The organism is Salmonella sp. 32100201201700099SM (assembly GCF_017572645.1).
In the GTDB taxonomy this organism is placed as follows: Bacteria; Pseudomonadota; Gammaproteobacteria; order Enterobacterales; family Enterobacteriaceae; genus Salmonella; species Salmonella enterica.
Window position 1 is genome coordinate 225,496 of the sequence record NZ_JAGERQ010000002.1, and the last position, 17,234, is coordinate 242,729.

The window sequence follows — 17,234 nt, forward strand, 5'->3', positions numbered from 1 at the left end:
GTCGCCAGAGGGTTCATTTTCAACTCCGACAAGTTCCCCCTACGCCTGCGTCGTCACGCGTCACGCGTCAGGCGGCAGGCAAACGCCGATCCCGCCAATCCCGCAGTAACCGTATGGATTTTTGTGCAGATACTGTTGGTGTTCATCCTCGGCGTAGTAAAACGGCGTCGCATGGGCGATTTCCGTGGTAATAGGGCGATGGTCTCCGGCGGCGGCCATTGCCGACTGAAAGCGCTCGCGACTGGCGTGAGCGGCGGCATTCTGTTCCGGCGTTAAGGGATAAATCGCAGAACGGTATTGCGTACCGTGATCGTTACCCTGTTGCATCCCCTGCGTCGGATCGTGATTTTCCCAGAAGGTCTGTAAAAGCTGCTCATAACGGATAACGGCAGGATCGTACACTATCCGTACCGCTTCGGCATGACCGGTCTGCCCGGAGCAGACTTCCCGGTAGGTTGGATTAGGCGTGTAACCGCCCGCATACCCTGCTGCGGTGCTATATACGCCGGGCAATTGCCAGAATAAACGTTCTACGCCCCAGAAACAGCCCATCGCGAAGTAGGCGATCTCCATCCCGGCAGGGACATTGGTCATAGAGTGTTCATTTACCGCATGCAGAGTGGCGATCGGCATCGGGGTGTTGCGTCCTGGTAACGCATCTGCTTGAGTAACCAGATGTTTTTTATCAAATAAACTCATGAACTATTCTCCCGAAAGCGTTAATTGGCGTTAAGGTTGTAACGAGACGCATCTTTGCACACAATAACAACATTAATGTATCTGGATTTAACCATAAGAAATATTTGGGCAGTCGTCTGCTTTTCAATCGAAATTGTTGATTTTATGTTAAGCCGCGGAGCGGTAGTGTGATTTTTTCCAGGGGTGGGAATAGGGGATATTCAGGAGAAAATGTGCCACATATCCGTCAGTTATGTTGGGTTAGCTTACTGTGCCTGAGCAGTTCTGCGGTAGCCGCAAATGTTCGTCTGAAAGTCGAAGGGCTATCCGGAGAGCTGGAAAAAAACGTTCGCGCACAGCTCTCTACGATTCAGAGCGATGAGGTGACGCCGGATCGGCGCTTTCGCGCCCGAGTTGATGATGCGATTCGCGAAGGGCTTAAAGCGTTAGGCTATTACGAACCCACTATCAAATTCGACTTGCTTCCACCGCCTGCGAAAGGACGGCAGGTATTAATCGCCAGGGTTACGCCCGGCCAGCCGGTGTTGATTGGCGGTACAGAAGTCATTTTACGCGGCGGCGCGCGTACGGACAAAGATTATCTGGCCTTACTGAAAACGCGTCCGGCAATCGGCACGGTGCTCAACCAGGGGGACTATGACAATTTTAAAAAGTCGTTAACCAGCGTGTCGCTACGCAAAGGCTATTTCGACAGCGAATTCATTAAAAGTCAGTTGGGAATTGCTCTGGGCCGTCATCAGGCGTTTTGGGATATTGATTATGATAGCGGTGAGCGCTATCGCTTCGGGCCTGTCACCTTCGAAGGTTCGCAGATTCGTGATGAATATTTACAAAATCTGTTGCCGTTTAAAGAGGGTGATGAGTACGAATCGAAAGATTTGGCGGAACTAAACCGCCGGCTTTCCGCTACCGGATGGTTTAATTCTGTTGTGGTGGCGCCGGAATTGGAGAAATCGCGTAAAACAAAAATTCTGCCGTTAAAAGGCGTGGTATCACCGCGAACCGAAAACACGATTGAAACCGGGGTGGGGTACTCCACCGACGTCGGGCCGCGCGTGAAAGCGTCGTGGAAAAAACCGTGGATGAACTCCTACGGTCATAGCCTGACCACCAGCACCAGTATTTCTGCGCCGGAACAGGTGCTGGATTTTAGTTATAAAATGCCGCTGCTGAAAAACCCGCTGGAGCAATACTATCTGGTACAGGGCGGTTTTAAACGTACCGATTTGAATGATACGGAGCAGGACTCGACCACGCTTGCCGTGTCGCGTTACTGGGACCTTTCCAGCGGTTGGCAGCGGGCGATTAACCTGCGCTGGAGTTTCGACCACTTTACCCAGGGGAACGTCACCAATACCACCATGCTGTTCTACCCGGGCGTGATGATCAGCCGAACCCGCTCGCGAGGGGGACTGATGCCAACCTGGGGCGATTCGCAGCGCTACTCGGTAGACTATTCGAATACGGCCTGGGGCTCCGACGTGGATTTCTCCGTACTGCAGGCGCAAAACGTCTGGATTCGGACTTTGTACGATCGCCACCGTTTTGTGATGCGCGCCAATTTGGGCTGGATAGAAACCGGTGATTTCGACAAAGTTCCGCCGGATTTACGTTTCTTCGCCGGGGGCGACCGCAGTATTCGCGGCTATAAATACAAATCTATTTCGCCTAAAGATAGCGACGGCAATCTTAAAGGCGCCTCAAAACTGGCAACCGGATCGCTGGAGTACCAGTATAACGTCACCGGCAAATGGTGGGGGGCGGTGTTTGTCGATAGCGGCGAGGCGGTTAGTGATATTCGCCGTAGCGATTTCAAAACCGGGACCGGGGTCGGCGTGCGCTGGGCGTCGCCGGTTGGGCCTGTCAAACTCGATTTTGCCGTACCGGTCGGCGACAAAGACGAACACGGTTTACAGTTTTATATCGGTCTGGGGCCTGAATTATGAGTTTATGGAAGAAAATAAGCCTCGGCGTGTTGATTTTCATTGTGGTGTTACTGGCGAGCGTTGCGTTTCTGGTCGGGACGACGACGGGGCTGCATCTGGTATTCAGTGCGGCGAACCGCTGGGTGCCGGGGCTGGAGATTGGGCAGGTCACCGGCGGCTGGCGGGACTTATCGTTAAAAAATATCCGCTATGAGCAGCCGGGCGTTGCGGTGAATGCGGGCGAAATTCATCTGGCCGTCGGGCTTGATTGCCTGTGGCGCAGTAGCCTGTGCGTCAATGATCTGGCGCTAAAAGACATCAATGTCGCTATCGACAGCAAAAAAATGCCGCCTTCCGAACCGGCGCAAGAAGAGGAAGAAAGCGGACCGCTGAACCTCTCCACCCCATGGCCCATCACGCTGTCGCGCGTGGCGTTGAATAACATCAATATCAAGATTGATGACACTACCGTTTCGGTGTTGGATTTTACCTCCGGGCTGGCATGGCAGGAGAAAAACCTGACCCTGAAACCGACGCGGCTTCAGGGACTGCTGATCGCGCTGCCGAAGGTCGCTGAGGTGGCGCAGGAAGAGGTGGTTGAACCCAAAATCGAGAAACCTCAACCGGATGAAAAGCCGCTTGGCGAAACGCTAAAAGATCTGTTTGCAAAACCGGTAATGCCGGAGATGACCGATGTTCACCTGCCGCTCAATCTGAATATCGAGTCATTTCGCGGCGAGCAGCTACGCATCACCGGCGATACCGATCTGACGGTGCGCACGATGCTGCTTAAAGTCAGCAGTATCGACGGTAATATGAAGCTGGATACTCTGGATATCGACGCCAACCAGGGCACGGTGAAAGCCTCCGGTACGGCGCAGCTCGCCAATAACTGGCCGGTTGATATTACGCTCAACAGTACGCTGAATATCGATCCGCTAAAGGGTGAAAAGATAAAACTCAAGGTCGGCGGCGCGTTACGCGAACAACTGGAGGTCGGGGTGAACCTTTCCGGGCCGATGGATGTCGCGCTTCGCGCCCAGACGCGGCTGGCGGAGGCCGGTTTACCGCTCAATCTTGAAGTCGTCAGCCAACGCATTGCCTGGCCATTGACGGGTGATACCCAGTTCCAGGCTGACGATCTGAAGCTCAAACTGAGCGGTAAGATGACCGACTATACGTTGTCGATGCGAACCGCCGTGAAAGGACAAGATATTCCGCCGGCGACCATTACGCTGGATGCTAAAGGGAATGAGCGGCAGATTAATCTCGATAAACTCACCGTCGCCGCTCTGGAGGGAAAAACCGAACTGAAAGCGCTGGTGGACTGGCAGCAGGCGATTAGCTGGCGTAGCGAACTGACGATGAATGGCATCAATACCGCTAAAGAGATCCCGGACTGGCCCGCGAAGCTTAACGGCGTCATGAAAACCAAAGGCAGCCTCTACGGCGGCACCTGGCAGATGGATGTCCCGGAACTCAAGCTGACCGGCAATGTGAAGCAGAACAGCGTTAACGTCAACGGGACGCTAAAGGGCAACAGCTACATGCAGTGGACGATCCCGGGGCTGCACCTTGCGCTGGGCCCAAACAGCGCCGATATAAAAGGCGAGCTTGGCGTTAAGGAGCTGAATCTTGACGCCGCCATCGATGCGCCAGGGCTGGATAATGCGCTGCCAGGGCTGGGCGGCATGGCAAAAGGAATCGTTAAAGTCCGCGGTACGGTAGAAGCGCCGCAGTTGTTGGCGGATATCACCGCCCGCGGCTTGCGCTGGCAGGAGCTGTCTGTCGCCCAGGCGCGCATTGAGGGCGATATTAAATCCACCGATCAGATAGCGGGCCATCTCAACGTTCGCGTAGAGCGGATTTCGCAGCCCGACGTTAACATCAATCTGGTGACGCTTGACGCCAAAGGCAGCGAGAAGCAGCATCAGCTACAGCTCCGTGTTCAGGGAGAACCGGTATCCGGTCAACTCTCCCTGACAGGCAGTTTTGATCGCGAGGCGGCGCGCTGGAAAGGGACGTTAAGCGACACCCGTTTCCAGACGCCAGTGGGGCCATGGTCGTTGACCCGCGCGATTGCGCTGGACTACCGTAATAAAGAACAGAAAATCAGTATCGGGCCGCATTGTTGGCTGAACCCGAACGCCGAGCTGTGCGTACCGCAAACCATTGATGCGGGCGCCGCAGGACGGGCGGTGGTCAATCTCAACCGCTTTGATCTGGCGATGCTGAAGCCATTTATGCCTGATACCACTCAGGCCAGCGGGATCTTTAGCGGGAAAGCGGACGTGTCGTGGGACACCACCCAGGAGGGATTGCCGCAGGGGAAGGTCACGCTTTCCGGTCGTAATGTGAAGGTCACGCAGACCGTCAATGACGCGCCGTTACCGGTCGCGTTTGAGACGCTGAACCTCAGCGCCGATCTGCACAATAATCGCGCCGAGCTGGGATGGCTGATTCGCCTGACGAACAATGGTCAATTCGATGGCCAGGTGCAGGTAACCGATCCTCAGGGGCGGCGCAATCTCGGCGGTAACGTCAACATGCGCAATCTCAATCTGGCGATGGTCAACCCTGTCTTTTCGCGCGGCGAAAAAGCGGCGGGAATGTTAAACGCCAGACTACGCCTGGGCGGCGATGTACAAAGCCCGCAGTTGTTTGGTCAGTTGCAGCTTAGCGCGCTGGATATTGACGGTAATTTTATGCCGTTTGAGATGCAGCCGAGCCAGCTCACCATGAACTTTAGCGGTACGCGTTCGACGCTCGCCGGTATCGTGCGAACACAACAAGGGCAAATTAACCTGAACGGTAACGCCGACTGGAGCCAGATTGACAACTGGCGCGCGCGGGTGACGGCGAAAGGCAGCCGGGTGCGGATTACCGTTCCGCCGATGGTGCGCCTGGATGTCTCGCCGGATGTGGTCTTTGACGCGACGCCTTCGCTGTTCACGTTGGATGGGCGTGTGGACGTTCCGTGGGCGCGAATTGTGGTGCACGACCTGCCAGAGAGTGCGGTTGGCGTCTCCAGCGATGTGGTTATGCTCAATAATGACCTGCAACCAGAAACGCCGCAGACCGCGTCTATTCCCATCAACAGTAATCTGACGGTTCACGTCGGCAACAACGTGCGTATCGACGCCTTCGGGCTTAAAGCGCGTTTGACCGGCGATTTGAAAGTCGCGCAGGATAAGCAGGGGCTGGGGCTAAATGGTCAAATCAATATTCCTGACGGCCGATTCCGCGCCTACGGCCAGGACCTGCTTGTTCGTAAAGGCGAGCTGCTGTTCTCCGGCCCGCCGGATCAGCCGCTGCTCAATATCGAAGCGATCCGTAACCCTGACGCCACCGAAGACGATGTCATTGCGGGCGTGCGCGTCACAGGCACAGCTGATGAACCCAAAGCGGAAATCTTCTCCGATCCGGCGATGCCGCAGGCTGAAGCGCTTTCTTATCTGCTGCGTGGGCAGGGGTTGGACAGCAATCAGAGTGATAGCGCAGCAATGACTTCCATGCTTATTGGCCTGGGGGTTGCGCAAAGTGGTCAGGTTGTGGGTAAAATCGGAGAGACATTCGGTGTAAGTAATCTGGCGCTGGACACGCAAGGGGTGGGCGATTCGTCCCAGGTTGTGGTCAGCGGCTATGTACTGCCGGGTCTACAGGTGAAGTATGGTGTAGGGATATTTGACTCTCTGGCGACGCTCACGTTACGTTATCGCCTGATGCCTAAGCTATATCTGGAAGCAGTGTCTGGCGTAGATCAGGCACTTGATTTGCTCTATCAGTTTGAGTTTTAGCAATGCGAATATTTGTCTATGGCAGTTTACGACAGAAACAAGGCAACAGTCACTGGATGACCAATGCCCAATTGCTTGGCGATTACCGTATCGATAACTACCAGTTGTATAGTCTGGGCCACTATCCAGGCGCAGTTCCGGGAAACGGAGCGGTATACGGTGAAGTTTATCGAATTGATAACGCCACGCTGGCCGAACTTGATGCTTTGCGCACCAGGGGCGGTGAATACGCACGCCAGTTAATCCAGACGCCTTACGGCAGCGCATGGATGTATGTATATCAACGTCCTGTTGATGGGTTAACTCTGATTGAAAGCGGTGACTGGTTAGACAGAAACCAGCCCTGAACTGAACACGCCACCCTCGGGTGGCGTTGTTTTTTACATTCTGGCTGATGGCGTTAACGCCGGGCATGGTGAGCTCTTATTCTGCCGTAGATCAATAATGACGCGCCGCCCAGGATAACAATGCATCCGAGAACCATAAATCCCTGCATATAGCTGCCGGTTGTCCGGTAAAAATAGCCGACCATTAGGCCTGCCAACGTACCGCCGCCGCCGGCGCCGATGCCATTAATAATACCGGAGGCTGGGCCAATCGCATGGGGTTTAACGTTCGACTGGATAATCGACCAGATATTGGGGGTAAAGCTGGCGGCATAATAACCCATCGCCAGGGTAATGAGCGTGATTTTAAAGCCCGGCGCATCGACAAATGGCAGGAGAAATAACATCACGCCGGGGATTAGTAGGCCCAATGAAGCAATAAGTACACGTTTTTGTGTCTTATCACTGATCCATGAGATGGGGATTGCCAGTATAACCGCAGTCAGATAAGGCAGAGAACTGACCAATGCTTTACTGAATCCGGTATAGCCGAGAGAATTGACAACCATGGGGATCCATAACGTAATTCCCCAGAACAACATCCCTTGAGTGATGTAGGTAAAAATAAGGAGTAGGAAGGGAGTTCCGCCCAGCGATTCCAGAGTAAGTTTAGTTTTCTCTGTTGGCGCCGGCGCACGATAATAAGGCGCTTCTTCCTGTTTTTTCAGCATTGTTATATAAAGTGGAACCACAACAACAATGCCGATCACACCAGTGATAATAAAAACATTTCGCCAACCGAAGGCAGCATCCAGCGGGGACAAAATCATAAATCCCAGGCCTAATGCCAGGAACTGTCCATAATACTGGATAATGCTGTTCGCCTGCGTCCGTTCTTTGTCTGAAAACCAGTCGCTGGCGAAGCGGGACTGCTGCGGCCAATAAATGCCTTCGGTAATGCCAAGCACCAGCCGACAAATCAAAATAACGTACACTGACGAGGTAAATCCGACAAAAACGGTCGCAATCGACCAGATTAGCACCATCAGAATGACTATTTTTTTCGGATCGTATCGCTGGGTAAATACGCCGCCAAAAATATTTGAAAAGGCATAGCCAATAAGAAATATGGTTAATACAATGCTGGCTGTTGCGCCATCAATATTCAGGTCGTGTGTAATCGTAGGTAACGTAACGGAAAGATTAGAACGGTCAAGATAAGCAACAAAAAGGCCGAACATTAATGTCGCGCCGATCCGTAGCCATTTTTGCATTGAGGTCATTTTTCAACTCCGTTTGGCCGCGTGCCAAAATCAATTTGACGAAATAATATTTCACCGGATTTTATGGTCATTTGTGGTACCAGCACATGCGTCCCCGTGAGCGTTTCACCATGAATATCGGCAAATTCAACATGCCTGTTTTTTAATTTAAAGATGGCGATATCGGCAAATGCCCCAGGGGCCAGCGTACCAATTTCTGCTGCCATACCCATTAAAACTGCTGGGGTATGGGTACAGGCGTTAATGACATCGGCAAGCGTGACGCCGAGTGCTAAATATTTCGATAAAATCCATGGTAAGGCGTAAACAGGCCAGGCGAGTTTAGTGATGGTTGAGAGATCGCTACTGATGATATCCGGAAGAAAGCCATTGGCGATGGCCCGGCGTGCCGTGTTCATTGAAAAATGGCTGCGACCATTGGCGGCATCAAATATAACGCCTCGTTCTCTTGCATGACGGACTTCGGCTAAGACCGCGCCTTCATCAGTAAGAATGGTGCTACCTTTGCCGTGAAACGCATGAGCGATAATATCGCCGCGGCGTAGCAAGGAGACAAGTTCTTTCATGGGAACGACGGGATGAGTCGAGTGTATTGCTACGGGGCACCTTAAATCGTTGGCAATACGAAGGGATTCAGTCAGCGGTTTTAAGCCATATTCAGCAATGTCCTCAGTCTGAACCTTGAGTTTTAATCCCTGAAGAACGTTGCGATACTGGCGAAACAGCGCGTGGATCTTATTTTCATCAATATTGTCAGGATCATAATTTTCTTGTGACCAGATTTGGCCCGGCGGCGACACGGTCAGAAACGCTTTGATTCGAACTTTGCTGGCGCAAATCACCGTTCGGTAGAAGGCATCAAAGTTTGCCGTACCGGCAGAACCTGCATCCACGACGGTGGTGACGCCATTCGGCGGCATGTACATATCAGGCCTGACGCCGCCTTCCGTCGCATCATAAAAAACATGCGCGTGATAATCGATAAGACCGGGAGTGACGATCATGCCGTCGGCATGGATAATCCGGGTCTCCGAAGTTACAGGATATTTATCGGCATCAACGATAATATCGTTAATGATGCGTAACTTGTTAATCTCATTAATATTACGAGCGGGATCGATGATATGTCCACCGGTAATTAATATATCATTTTTCATCATAATCTCTTAAAATAGTAAATAATTATGGCAGCCCTTGAAAATATATTAAAAAGTGTGTTTTGAGCGGATGTTATGTTGGATTGAAAATACAGTTATTGGTAGGGAGAGCTTAGGATACCTTATTAAAAAGGTAATCGGGCTTATGCACTAAATAAGAATTTAGCGCTTGCTAATATTTAGGGCGTAAGTCCATGGGAGTCTGGGGGCATTCACAAAACAATTATTATCTTAAGCTTTTTAGAGAAAACGTGAGCGTATTCAACCCTTTTTAATAAAAAATAAGGTAAAGTCTTATTCATTCTGTGAATGTTAAACTAATAATGATAAAAATTGTGTTCTATTCATTAGCCAATAAAAAGGCCCTCATTACTATGAGAGCCTTTATCTTGACGATTATGTAAAAGCGAACTTATTTCTTCGCTGCGCGCTCGAAAGAGGCAACGATTTCCGCTTTAGCCGCTTCGGCGTTGTCCCAACCGTCAACTTTCACCCATTTGCCTTTTTCGAGATCTTTATAATGCTCGAAGAAATGAGTGATCTGCGCTTTCAGCAGTTCCGGCAGATCGTTCACATCTTTAATGTGATCGTACTCTTTGCTCAGTTTGGTGTGCGGTACGGCAACCAGTTTCGCATCTTCACCGGATTCGTCGGTCATTTTCAGTACGCCAACCGGACGGCAACGGATGACGGCGCCTGGCTGCAGCGGGTACGGCGTCGGGACCAGAACGTCTACCGGGTCGCCGTCCAGAGACAGGGTATGGTTGATGTAACCGTAGTTGCACGGATAGAACATCGCGGTGGACATGAAGCGGTCAACGAACAGCGCGCCGCTCTCTTTGTCAACTTCGTATTTGATCGGATCTGCGTTAGCCGGGATCTCGATAACGACGTAGATATCTTCCGGCAGTTCTTTACCCGCCGGGACGTTGAGTAAGCTCATGTCTGTTTCCTTTGAATTTATGACAAACAAGTGGCGAGTATTATAGCCAACTCACGCCGAAAGTCTTCGCTTGTTTTCGTTTCCGCCTCATCTGGCGCGTCGTTGCGGAGCATAAACGACAAAGGTTAAGAACCGAAAAAATCACGGGCCTGATAAGGCAACGCCGCCATCGGACATCTTATTGCCCAATGGCGGCTTCATGCGTTATTCCGCATGGTGGTAAAGATTACGCGTCCGGGTATTCGCGGATAAAGCGTTCCACATCGTCAACCATATGGCGGTTGCCGACGAAGAACGAGCGGCGCTGGTGCAGGCTTTCCGGAATGATATCCAGAATACGTTCTTTACCATCGCTTGCTTTGCCACCGGCCTGTTCCGCGAGGAACGCCATCGGGTTGCATTCATACAGCAGACGCAGTTTCCCCTGCGGATGGCTGGCGGTGCTGGGGTAGAGATAGATGCCGCCTTTCAGCAGGTTGCGGTGGAAATCGGCCACCAGAGAGCCAATGTAACGTGAGGTATAAGGGCGACTTGTTGAACTATCCTCTTCCTGGCAGAATTTGATGTACTTCTTCACGCCATTCGGGAACTTAATGTAGTTGCCTTCGTTAATGGAGTAGGTTTTACCCTTTTCCGGGAAACGCATACGTTCCTGGCACAGACAGAACACGCCCAACGACGGATCGTAGGTGAAAGCGTGTACGCCGCAGCCGGTGGTGTAAACCAGCATGGTGGACGAGCCATACACGACATATCCCGCAGCGACCTGTTTGTTGCCGGGTTGCAGGAAATCTTCTTCGGTGACCGGCGTGCCGACGGGCGTCACGCGGCGATAAATCGAGAAAATCGTACCGACAGAGACGTTAACGTCGATGTTAGAAGAGCCATCCAGAGGGTCCATCAGCACCACATATTTCGCGTGTTCGCAGCCTTCAAAGACGACAATTTCGTCCTCTTCTTCCGATGCGATGCCCGCTACAATATCGCGCGCTTTTAGTGCAGCTTTCAGTTTCTCGTTCGCGAACAGATCGAGTTTCTGCTGAACCTCGCCCTGTACGTTCTCAGCACCGCTGGCACCCAGGATATCGACCAGACCGGCCTTGTTGATATCGCGGTGGATGATCTTGGCGCCCAATTTTATTGCCGACAGCAAAGCAGTGAGCTCACCGGTAGCCTGAGAGAACTCGTGCTGCTTTTCGACAATAAATTCACCTAACGTTTTCATAACACTTTCCCTGCAATTGATTGGAGTAAAGCGACCGTAACAATCTTAACAAACATTTCAGATGATGCGCTCAGGTGAATCGCGCCAGCAAAGTACAGATTTACCTGAAATGCGTTTCTCACTTGCCAGACATGTGCGTAAAATGGCTCGCAGATAAAAAAAGGATAGTGACGTATGCGCATTCATATTTTGGGAATTTGTGGCACTTTCATGGGGGGGCTGGCGATGCTGGCTCGCTCGCTTGGTCATGAAGTAACGGGTTCGGACGCCAATGTGTATCCGCCGATGAGTACCTTACTTGAGAAGCAAGGCATTGATCTGATCCAGGGTTATGACGCCAGCCAGCTCGATCCGCAGCCGGATCTGGTGATTATCGGCAATGCGATGACGCGCGGGAATCCGTGCGTGGAAGCGGTGCTGGAAAAAAACATTCCCTTTATGTCTGGTCCACAGTGGCTGCATGACTTTGTGTTGCGCGACCGCTGGGTACTGGCGGTCGCCGGTACCCACGGTAAAACCACGACCGCAGGCATGGCGACCTGGATACTGGAAGCGTGCGGGTACAAACCGGGCTTCGTGATCGGCGGCGTACCGGGCAATTTTGAGGTTTCCGCACGCCTGGGCGAGAGCCCATTCTTTGTTATCGAAGCGGATGAGTACGACTGCGCGTTCTTTGATAAACGTTCTAAATTTGTGCATTACTGCCCGCGGACGCTGATCCTCAACAACCTTGAGTTTGATCATGCCGACATCTTCGACGATCTGAAAGCGATCCAGAAGCAGTTCCACCACCTGGTGCGCATCGTGCCGGGGCAGGGGCGCATCATCTGGCCGGAAAACGACATCAACCTGAAACAGACCATGGCGCTGGGCTGCTGGAGCGAGCAGGAGCTGGTGGGCGAGCAGGAGCTGGTGGGCGAGCAGGGACACTGGCAGGCGAAGAAGCTGACTACGGATGCTTCCGAGTGGGAAGTGTGGCTGGACGGCGAAAAAGTCGGCGATGTGAAATGGGGCCTGGTCGGCGAACATAACATGCACAACGGTCTGATGGCGATTGCCGCCGCGCGCCACGTGGGCGTCGCGCCCGCAGAAGCAGCCAGCGCGCTGGGGTCATTTATTAACGCCCGCCGCCGTCTGGAGCTACGCGGTGAAGCGAACGGCGTGACGGTGTATGACGATTTTGCTCACCATCCTACGGCAATTCTGGCCACGCTGGCGGCGCTGCGCGGTAAAGTGGGCGGCACCGCGCGCATTATCGCGGTACTGGAGCCGCGTTCTAACACGATGAAGATGGGGTTATGCAAGGATGACCTGGCGCCGTCGTTAGGGCGTGCGGATGAAGTGTTCCTGCTGCAGCCGCCGCATATTCCGTGGCAGGTTTCAGAAGTGGCGGACGCCTGCGTACAGCCTGCTCACTGGAGTGGAGATGTCGATACGCTGGCGGATATGGTGGTGAAAACCGCACAGCCTGGCGATCACATCCTGGTGATGAGCAACGGCGGTTTCGGCGGCATCCATCAGAAATTGCTGGATGGGCTGGCGAAAAAAGCACTGGTTGTGGGGTAAAAAATGCCCGGTGGCGCTGCGCTTACCGGGCCTACAATACGTACATTCCCGTAGGCCGGATGCGGCGCTGCGCGGTAAAGTGGGCGGCACCGCGCGCATTATCGCGGTACTGGAGCCGCGTTCTAACACGATGAAGATGGGGTTATGCAAGGATGACCTGGCGCCGTCGTTAGGGCGTGCGGATGAAGTGTTCCTGCTGCAGCCGCCGCATATTCCGTGGCAGGTTTCAGAAGTGGCGGACGCCTGCGTACAGCCTGCTCACTGGAGTGGAGATGTCGATACGCTGGCGGATATGGTGGTGAAAACCGCACAGCCTGGCGATCACATCCTGGTGATGAGCAACGGCGGTTTCGGCGGCATCCATCAGAAATTGCTGGATGGGCTGGCGAAAAAAGCACTGGTTGTGGGGTAAAAAATGCCCGGTGGCGCTGCGCTTACCGGGCCTACAATACGTACATTCCCGTAGGCCGGATAAGGCGTTAGCGCCGCCATCCGGCAGACGCTATCAACATGTAAAATTACCCTTCGTTTTCCGCCAGCTCGCGCAGATACTGGAAGATCTGACGCGCTGATTTCGGCGGTTTGTTGCCTTCTTTCTCTTTCTTCGCATTGCGGATCAATGAACGAAGCTGTTGACGATCGGCGTGCGGCCACAGGGTCAGTACTTCGGCTACCGCGTCATCGCCTTCGACGATCAGACGATCGCGCAGATGCTCAAGCTTGTGAAACAGCACCACCTGCTGATTATGGCGGTTTTTCAGCTTGTCCAGCGCCTGGCGAATAGGTTCAACGTCGCGTTGGCGCAGCATTTTTCCGATAAGCTGCAACTGGCGGCGGCGTCCTTCCATTTTGATACGCTGGGCCAGTTCAATGGCGTCGCGCAGATCGGTGTCCAGCGGGATCTTATCCAGCGCGTTTTTCCCCAGATCCACCAGTTCCGCGCCCAGGCGTTTTAATTCCTCGGCATCGCGTTTAATTTCACTTTTACTGACCCAGATAATTTCATCGTCTTCGTCTTCTATGTCATCACCGGGAACGTCGTCGAGCCAGTCTTCGGGCTGCTTTGTCATGTCAGGCTCCTTAAAAAAAGAGGCTAATGTTACCAGTTAAGATGCGCACTGAAAAACGGTTCTCTGTTAGACTTCAGAGAAACTCTCTCTACATTATGGCATTTGCAATGAAAGTAATCTCACAAGTTGAAGCGCAGCGTAAGATTCTGGAAGAAGCAGTTTCGACAGCGCTGGAGTTAGCCTCAGGCAAATCGGATGGGGCGGAAGTCGCCGTCAGCAAGACCACCGGCATTAGCGTCAGCACCCGTTATGGTGAAGTAGAGAATGTCGAATTTAATAGCGACGGCGCGCTGGGCATTACGGTGTATCACCAGAACCGCAAAGGCAGCGCCTCTTCGACGGATTTAAGCCCGCAGGCGATTGCCCGTACCGTGCAGGCCGCGCTGGATATCGCGCGTTACACGTCGCCGGACCCGTGCGCAGGCGTGGCGGACAAAGAACTGCTGGCGTTTGACGCGCCGGATCTGGATTTGTTCCACCCGGCAGAGGTTACGCCAGACGAAGCCATTGAACTGGCCGCGCGTGCGGAACAGGCTTCTCTAAAGGCGGATAAACGCATCACCAATACCGAAGGCGGTAGCTTTAACAGCCATTACGGCATTAAAGTGTTCGGCAACAGCCACGGTATGTTGCAGGGATATTGCTCCACGCGCCATTCGCTCTCAAGCTGCGTCATCGCCGAAGAGAACGGCGATATGGAGCGTGATTACGCTTACACCATCGGCCGGGCAATGGCGGATCTGCAAGCGCCGGAATGGGTCGGGGCCGAGTGCGCGCGCCGTACCTTATCCCGCCTGTCGCCGCGCAAGCTCTCCACCATGAAAGCGCCGGTCATTTTCGCCAATGAAGTGGCGACAGGGCTATTTGGTCATCTGGTCGGGGCGATTGCCGGCGGCGCGGTATACCGTAAATCCACTTTTCTGCTCGACTCGCTGGGCAAACAAATTCTGCCGGAATGGTTAACCATCGAAGAACACCCGCATCTGCTAAAAGGGCTGGCGTCTTCACCGTTCGACAGCGAAGGCGTGCGTACGGAGCGCCGGGACATTGTGAAGGATGGCGTACTGACGCAATGGTTGCTGACCAACTATTCCGCCCGCAAACTGGGGCTGAAAAGTACCGGTCATGCTGGCGGCATTCATAACTGGCGTATCGCCGGGCAGGGGCTGAACTTTGAGCAGTTACTGAAAGAGATGGGCACCGGCCTGGTGGTGACGGAACTGATGGGCCAGGGCGTCAGCGGTATTACCGGCGACTACTCCCGCGGCGCTGCGGGATTCTGGGTTGAAAATGGTGAAATCCAGTACCCGGTAAGTGAAATTACCATTGCCGGTAATTTAAAAGAGATGTGGCGTAATATTGTCACCGTAGGCGATGATATTGAAACGCGCAGTAATATACAATGTGGTTCGGTATTGTTACCGGAGATGAAAATCGCCGGACAATAATACCCGTCATACTTCAGGCTGCAGGCGCGTTGGCTGCCTGCAACTCGAATTATTCAGAGTATTACACTTATCGTTAATAATAAAAAGGAAGTGAGCAATGCGTAAAAGCCTGTTAGCTATTCTTGCTGTGTCATCGCTGGTATTCGGTTCGGCTGTTTTTGCTGCCGATCTTGAAGATAATATGGATATTCTCAATGATAACCTGAAAGTTGTTGAGAAAACGGATAGTGCCCCTGAGCTGAAAGCGGCATTAACTAAAATGCGCGCGGCCGCGCTGGATGCTCAAAAAGCTACGCCGCCAAAGCTGGAAGATAAAGCGCCGGATAGCCCGGAAATGAAGGATTTTCGTCACGGTTTTGACATTCTGGTCGGCCAAATTGATGGCGCGCTGAAGCTGGCGAACGAAGGTAACGTTAAAGAAGCGAAAGCGGCGGCGGAAGCGCTAAAAACCACCCGCAATACGTATCATAAGAAGTATCGTTAATTTTTGTGGGATGGCGGCTTCGCTTTATCCGCAGGTCGCCATCCGGCAAAATGTAATACCCATCACACTTTCTCACTTTATACGACAACGTCATTGTTTCGCCATTTCCTCTTTATGCCGCGATAGATCTCACACTTTCCCGGCGATAATTCATCAATGCCGCTTTTTCTGTGGCGCAGATCACCTATCCCACTCGCGTTTCCACTTCGAGGTGGAAAATAACTCGCTACAAACTTTTAACCCTTACCGCTAGTTTTATCTCATTGCCATTAATGGGGTGAGACGCGTGGATAACGGAGCAGTAAAACACGATGCCGGTGAGCGAATTAACGAACTGGCTGAACAGGTGTTAACGCAGGTGGATGGCCTGCTGGGGCGACATCACATTGTCCCCAATGCGGTACAGACGCAAATGCTGACCTCGCACGTTCGCGCGATGGCGCACCGGTCAATTACCGGCGAGCCTTTACCGGAAGTCGATGCCAGCTTGTTTGATGAAATCTCAGCCGAATCAATGGCGCTCGCCCGCGAAATCGTGGCGGCGTTTGGCAACCTTCCTGACGAAGAAGCCTGGCTATTATCGGTACATTTTGAAGTCGCGAAAGACAACCTCTAAGGAGCAAAAAATGGAACAGATTACCGTCGTGATTGGCGATCGCCTGGGTAAAGGCCAGAAAGTGGCGGCAGGCGTGGAAAAAGCGGGCGGTCGCGCGGTCGTCGTACCGGGCGTCGCGGCAGACATGAAGCTGGGCGATGTGATGAAAGCGGAAAACGCCACTTTCGGCATTTCATTTTGCGGCAGCGGCGGCGCGGGCGCTATCACCGCGCAAAACAAGCATGGCTACAAAGCCAAATATGGAATGCGGTCAGTGGATGAAGGCGTCACCGCTATCAATGAAGGCTGCAACGTGTTGGGTTTCGGCTTTATGGATAAAGAAGAGCTCGGCGAGCGCCTGGTGCAGGCGTGGCAAAAGAAATACGGCGCCTGATGATGAAAGAGCAATTCACCACCACGGTGAGAGTAAAAGGCAAGGGCGACGCCAAAGCACGCGCCTTTGCCGATGCGCTGAACCATGTTCAGTCGGCGGTGATGAGAGAGTCGCCGTATATCTTACTGCGTATTGAGCCACAGGATGTGCGGATTGTTCAGGCGCATGAGTCGGTGCGTAAAGAGGCCTTTCTGTTTTTCTTTTTGCGCCGGGAACGACGCACTTACAGCGTGGAGCTGGATGTGACCGTCAACGTGACCGCCATCAATCTCGACAGGGTGGATTTCGTCGCGAAACGCTGATTTTTATTAAAAAGGCATAG

Annotated in this window: 15 protein-coding genes and 1 pseudogene; 10 read left to right on the forward strand and 6 right to left on the reverse strand. The window is 52.9% G+C overall.

What is annotated here, in order from left to right; genetic code table 11:
• Positions 1-60: 60 nt before the first annotated feature.
• Complete coding sequence (gene msrA, locus J4685_RS04465) at positions 61-699, reverse strand: peptide-methionine (S)-S-oxide reductase MsrA (protein ID WP_000051467.1); 639 nt, start codon at positions 697-699, stop codon at positions 61-63.
• A gap of 212 nt (positions 700-911) precedes the next feature.
• Between msrA and tamA the strand changes: the two genes are divergently transcribed.
• Genes tamA through J4685_RS04480 form a run of 3 tightly spaced genes read left to right on the forward strand, consistent with a single transcriptional unit; the run spans position 912 to position 6,768 of the window.
• Positions 912-2,645 (forward strand): autotransporter assembly complex protein TamA, encoded by a 1,734-nt coding sequence (gene tamA, locus J4685_RS04470; protein ID WP_001120232.1) that lies wholly within the window; start codon positions 912-914, stop codon positions 2,643-2,645.
• Entirely contained in the window at positions 2,642-6,421 is a 3,780-nt protein-coding gene (gene tamB, locus J4685_RS04475) for an autotransporter assembly complex protein TamB (protein ID WP_000060832.1), read from the forward strand. Before tamA ends, tamB begins: the two co-directional genes overlap by 4 nt.
• Positions 6,422-6,423: 2 nt before the next feature.
• A complete protein-coding gene (locus J4685_RS04480; protein ID WP_001219167.1) occupies positions 6,424-6,768 on the forward strand; it encodes a gamma-glutamylcyclotransferase in 345 nt (114 codons plus the stop codon).
• 53 nt (positions 6,769-6,821) lie between these two features.
• On the opposite strand, the gene J4685_RS04485 is transcribed toward J4685_RS04480, so the two are convergent.
• The 4 genes from J4685_RS04485 to fbp form a co-directional block, all read right to left on the reverse strand.
• A complete protein-coding gene (locus J4685_RS04485; RefSeq protein ID WP_000203131.1) occupies positions 6,822-8,030 on the reverse strand; it encodes an MFS transporter in 1,209 nt (402 codons plus the stop codon).
• The gene (locus J4685_RS04490) at positions 8,027-9,190 is read right to left on the reverse strand and encodes a metallo-dependent hydrolase (protein WP_000977193.1); all 1,164 of its coding nucleotides are present in this window, start codon (positions 9,188-9,190) and stop codon (positions 8,027-8,029) included. The genes J4685_RS04485 and J4685_RS04490 overlap by 4 nt, the downstream gene beginning before the upstream one ends.
• Positions 9,191-9,599: 409 nt before the next feature.
• Positions 9,600-10,130 (reverse strand): inorganic diphosphatase, encoded by a 531-nt coding sequence (gene ppa, locus J4685_RS04495; protein ID WP_000055079.1) that lies wholly within the window; start codon positions 10,128-10,130, stop codon positions 9,600-9,602.
• A gap of 226 nt (positions 10,131-10,356) precedes the next feature.
• Complete coding sequence (gene fbp, locus J4685_RS04500) at positions 10,357-11,355, reverse strand: class 1 fructose-bisphosphatase (RefSeq protein WP_000853764.1); 999 nt, start codon at positions 11,353-11,355, stop codon at positions 10,357-10,359.
• A gap of 174 nt (positions 11,356-11,529) precedes the next feature.
• On the opposite strand from fbp, the gene mpl reads away from it, so the two are divergent.
• Positions 11,530-12,921 carry a UDP-N-acetylmuramate:L-alanyl-gamma-D-glutamyl-meso-diaminopimelate ligase gene (gene mpl / locus J4685_RS04505; RefSeq protein WP_001219824.1) on the forward strand — a complete coding sequence of 464 codons (1,392 nt, stop codon included), beginning with the start codon at positions 11,530-11,532 and terminating at the stop codon, positions 12,919-12,921.
• Between the two features lie 61 nt (positions 12,922-12,982).
• A pseudogene (locus J4685_RS04510) lies at positions 12,983-13,333 on the forward strand (UDP-N-acetylmuramate:L-alanyl-gamma-D-glutamyl-meso-diaminopimelate ligase); the annotation flags it as partial.
• Between the two features lie 106 nt (positions 13,334-13,439).
• On the opposite strand, the gene yjgA reads toward J4685_RS04510, so the two are convergent.
• Complete coding sequence (gene yjgA, locus J4685_RS04515; protein ID WP_000166291.1) at positions 13,440-13,991, reverse strand: ribosome biogenesis factor YjgA; 552 nt, start codon at positions 13,989-13,991, stop codon at positions 13,440-13,442.
• A gap of 95 nt (positions 13,992-14,086) precedes the next feature.
• Between yjgA and pmbA the strand changes: the two genes are divergently transcribed.
• From pmbA to J4685_RS04540, 5 genes are all read left to right on the forward strand, one after another.
• Entirely contained in the window at positions 14,087-15,439 is a 1,353-nt protein-coding gene (gene pmbA / locus J4685_RS04520; RefSeq protein WP_000852994.1) for a metalloprotease PmbA, read from the forward strand.
• Positions 15,440-15,536: 97 nt separating this feature from the next.
• Positions 15,537-15,923, forward strand: a complete 387-nt coding sequence (cybC, locus tag J4685_RS04525) for a cytochrome b562 (protein WP_001232231.1) — start codon at positions 15,537-15,539, stop codon at positions 15,921-15,923.
• Positions 15,924-16,200: 277 nt separating this feature from the next.
• A complete protein-coding gene (locus J4685_RS04530; protein WP_001255103.1) occupies positions 16,201-16,539 on the forward strand; it encodes a glycine dehydrogenase in 339 nt (112 codons plus the stop codon).
• Positions 16,540-16,549: 10 nt separating this feature from the next.
• On the forward strand, positions 16,550-16,912 hold the full coding sequence (locus J4685_RS04535) for an SFCGS family glycine-rich protein (protein WP_000435389.1): 363 nt from the start codon (positions 16,550-16,552) through the stop codon (positions 16,910-16,912).
• Entirely contained in the window at positions 16,912-17,214 is a 303-nt protein-coding gene (locus tag J4685_RS04540) for a DUF4312 family protein (protein WP_000975187.1), read from the forward strand. Before J4685_RS04535 ends, J4685_RS04540 begins: the two co-directional genes overlap by 1 nt.
• Positions 17,215-17,234 lie beyond the last annotated feature (20 nt).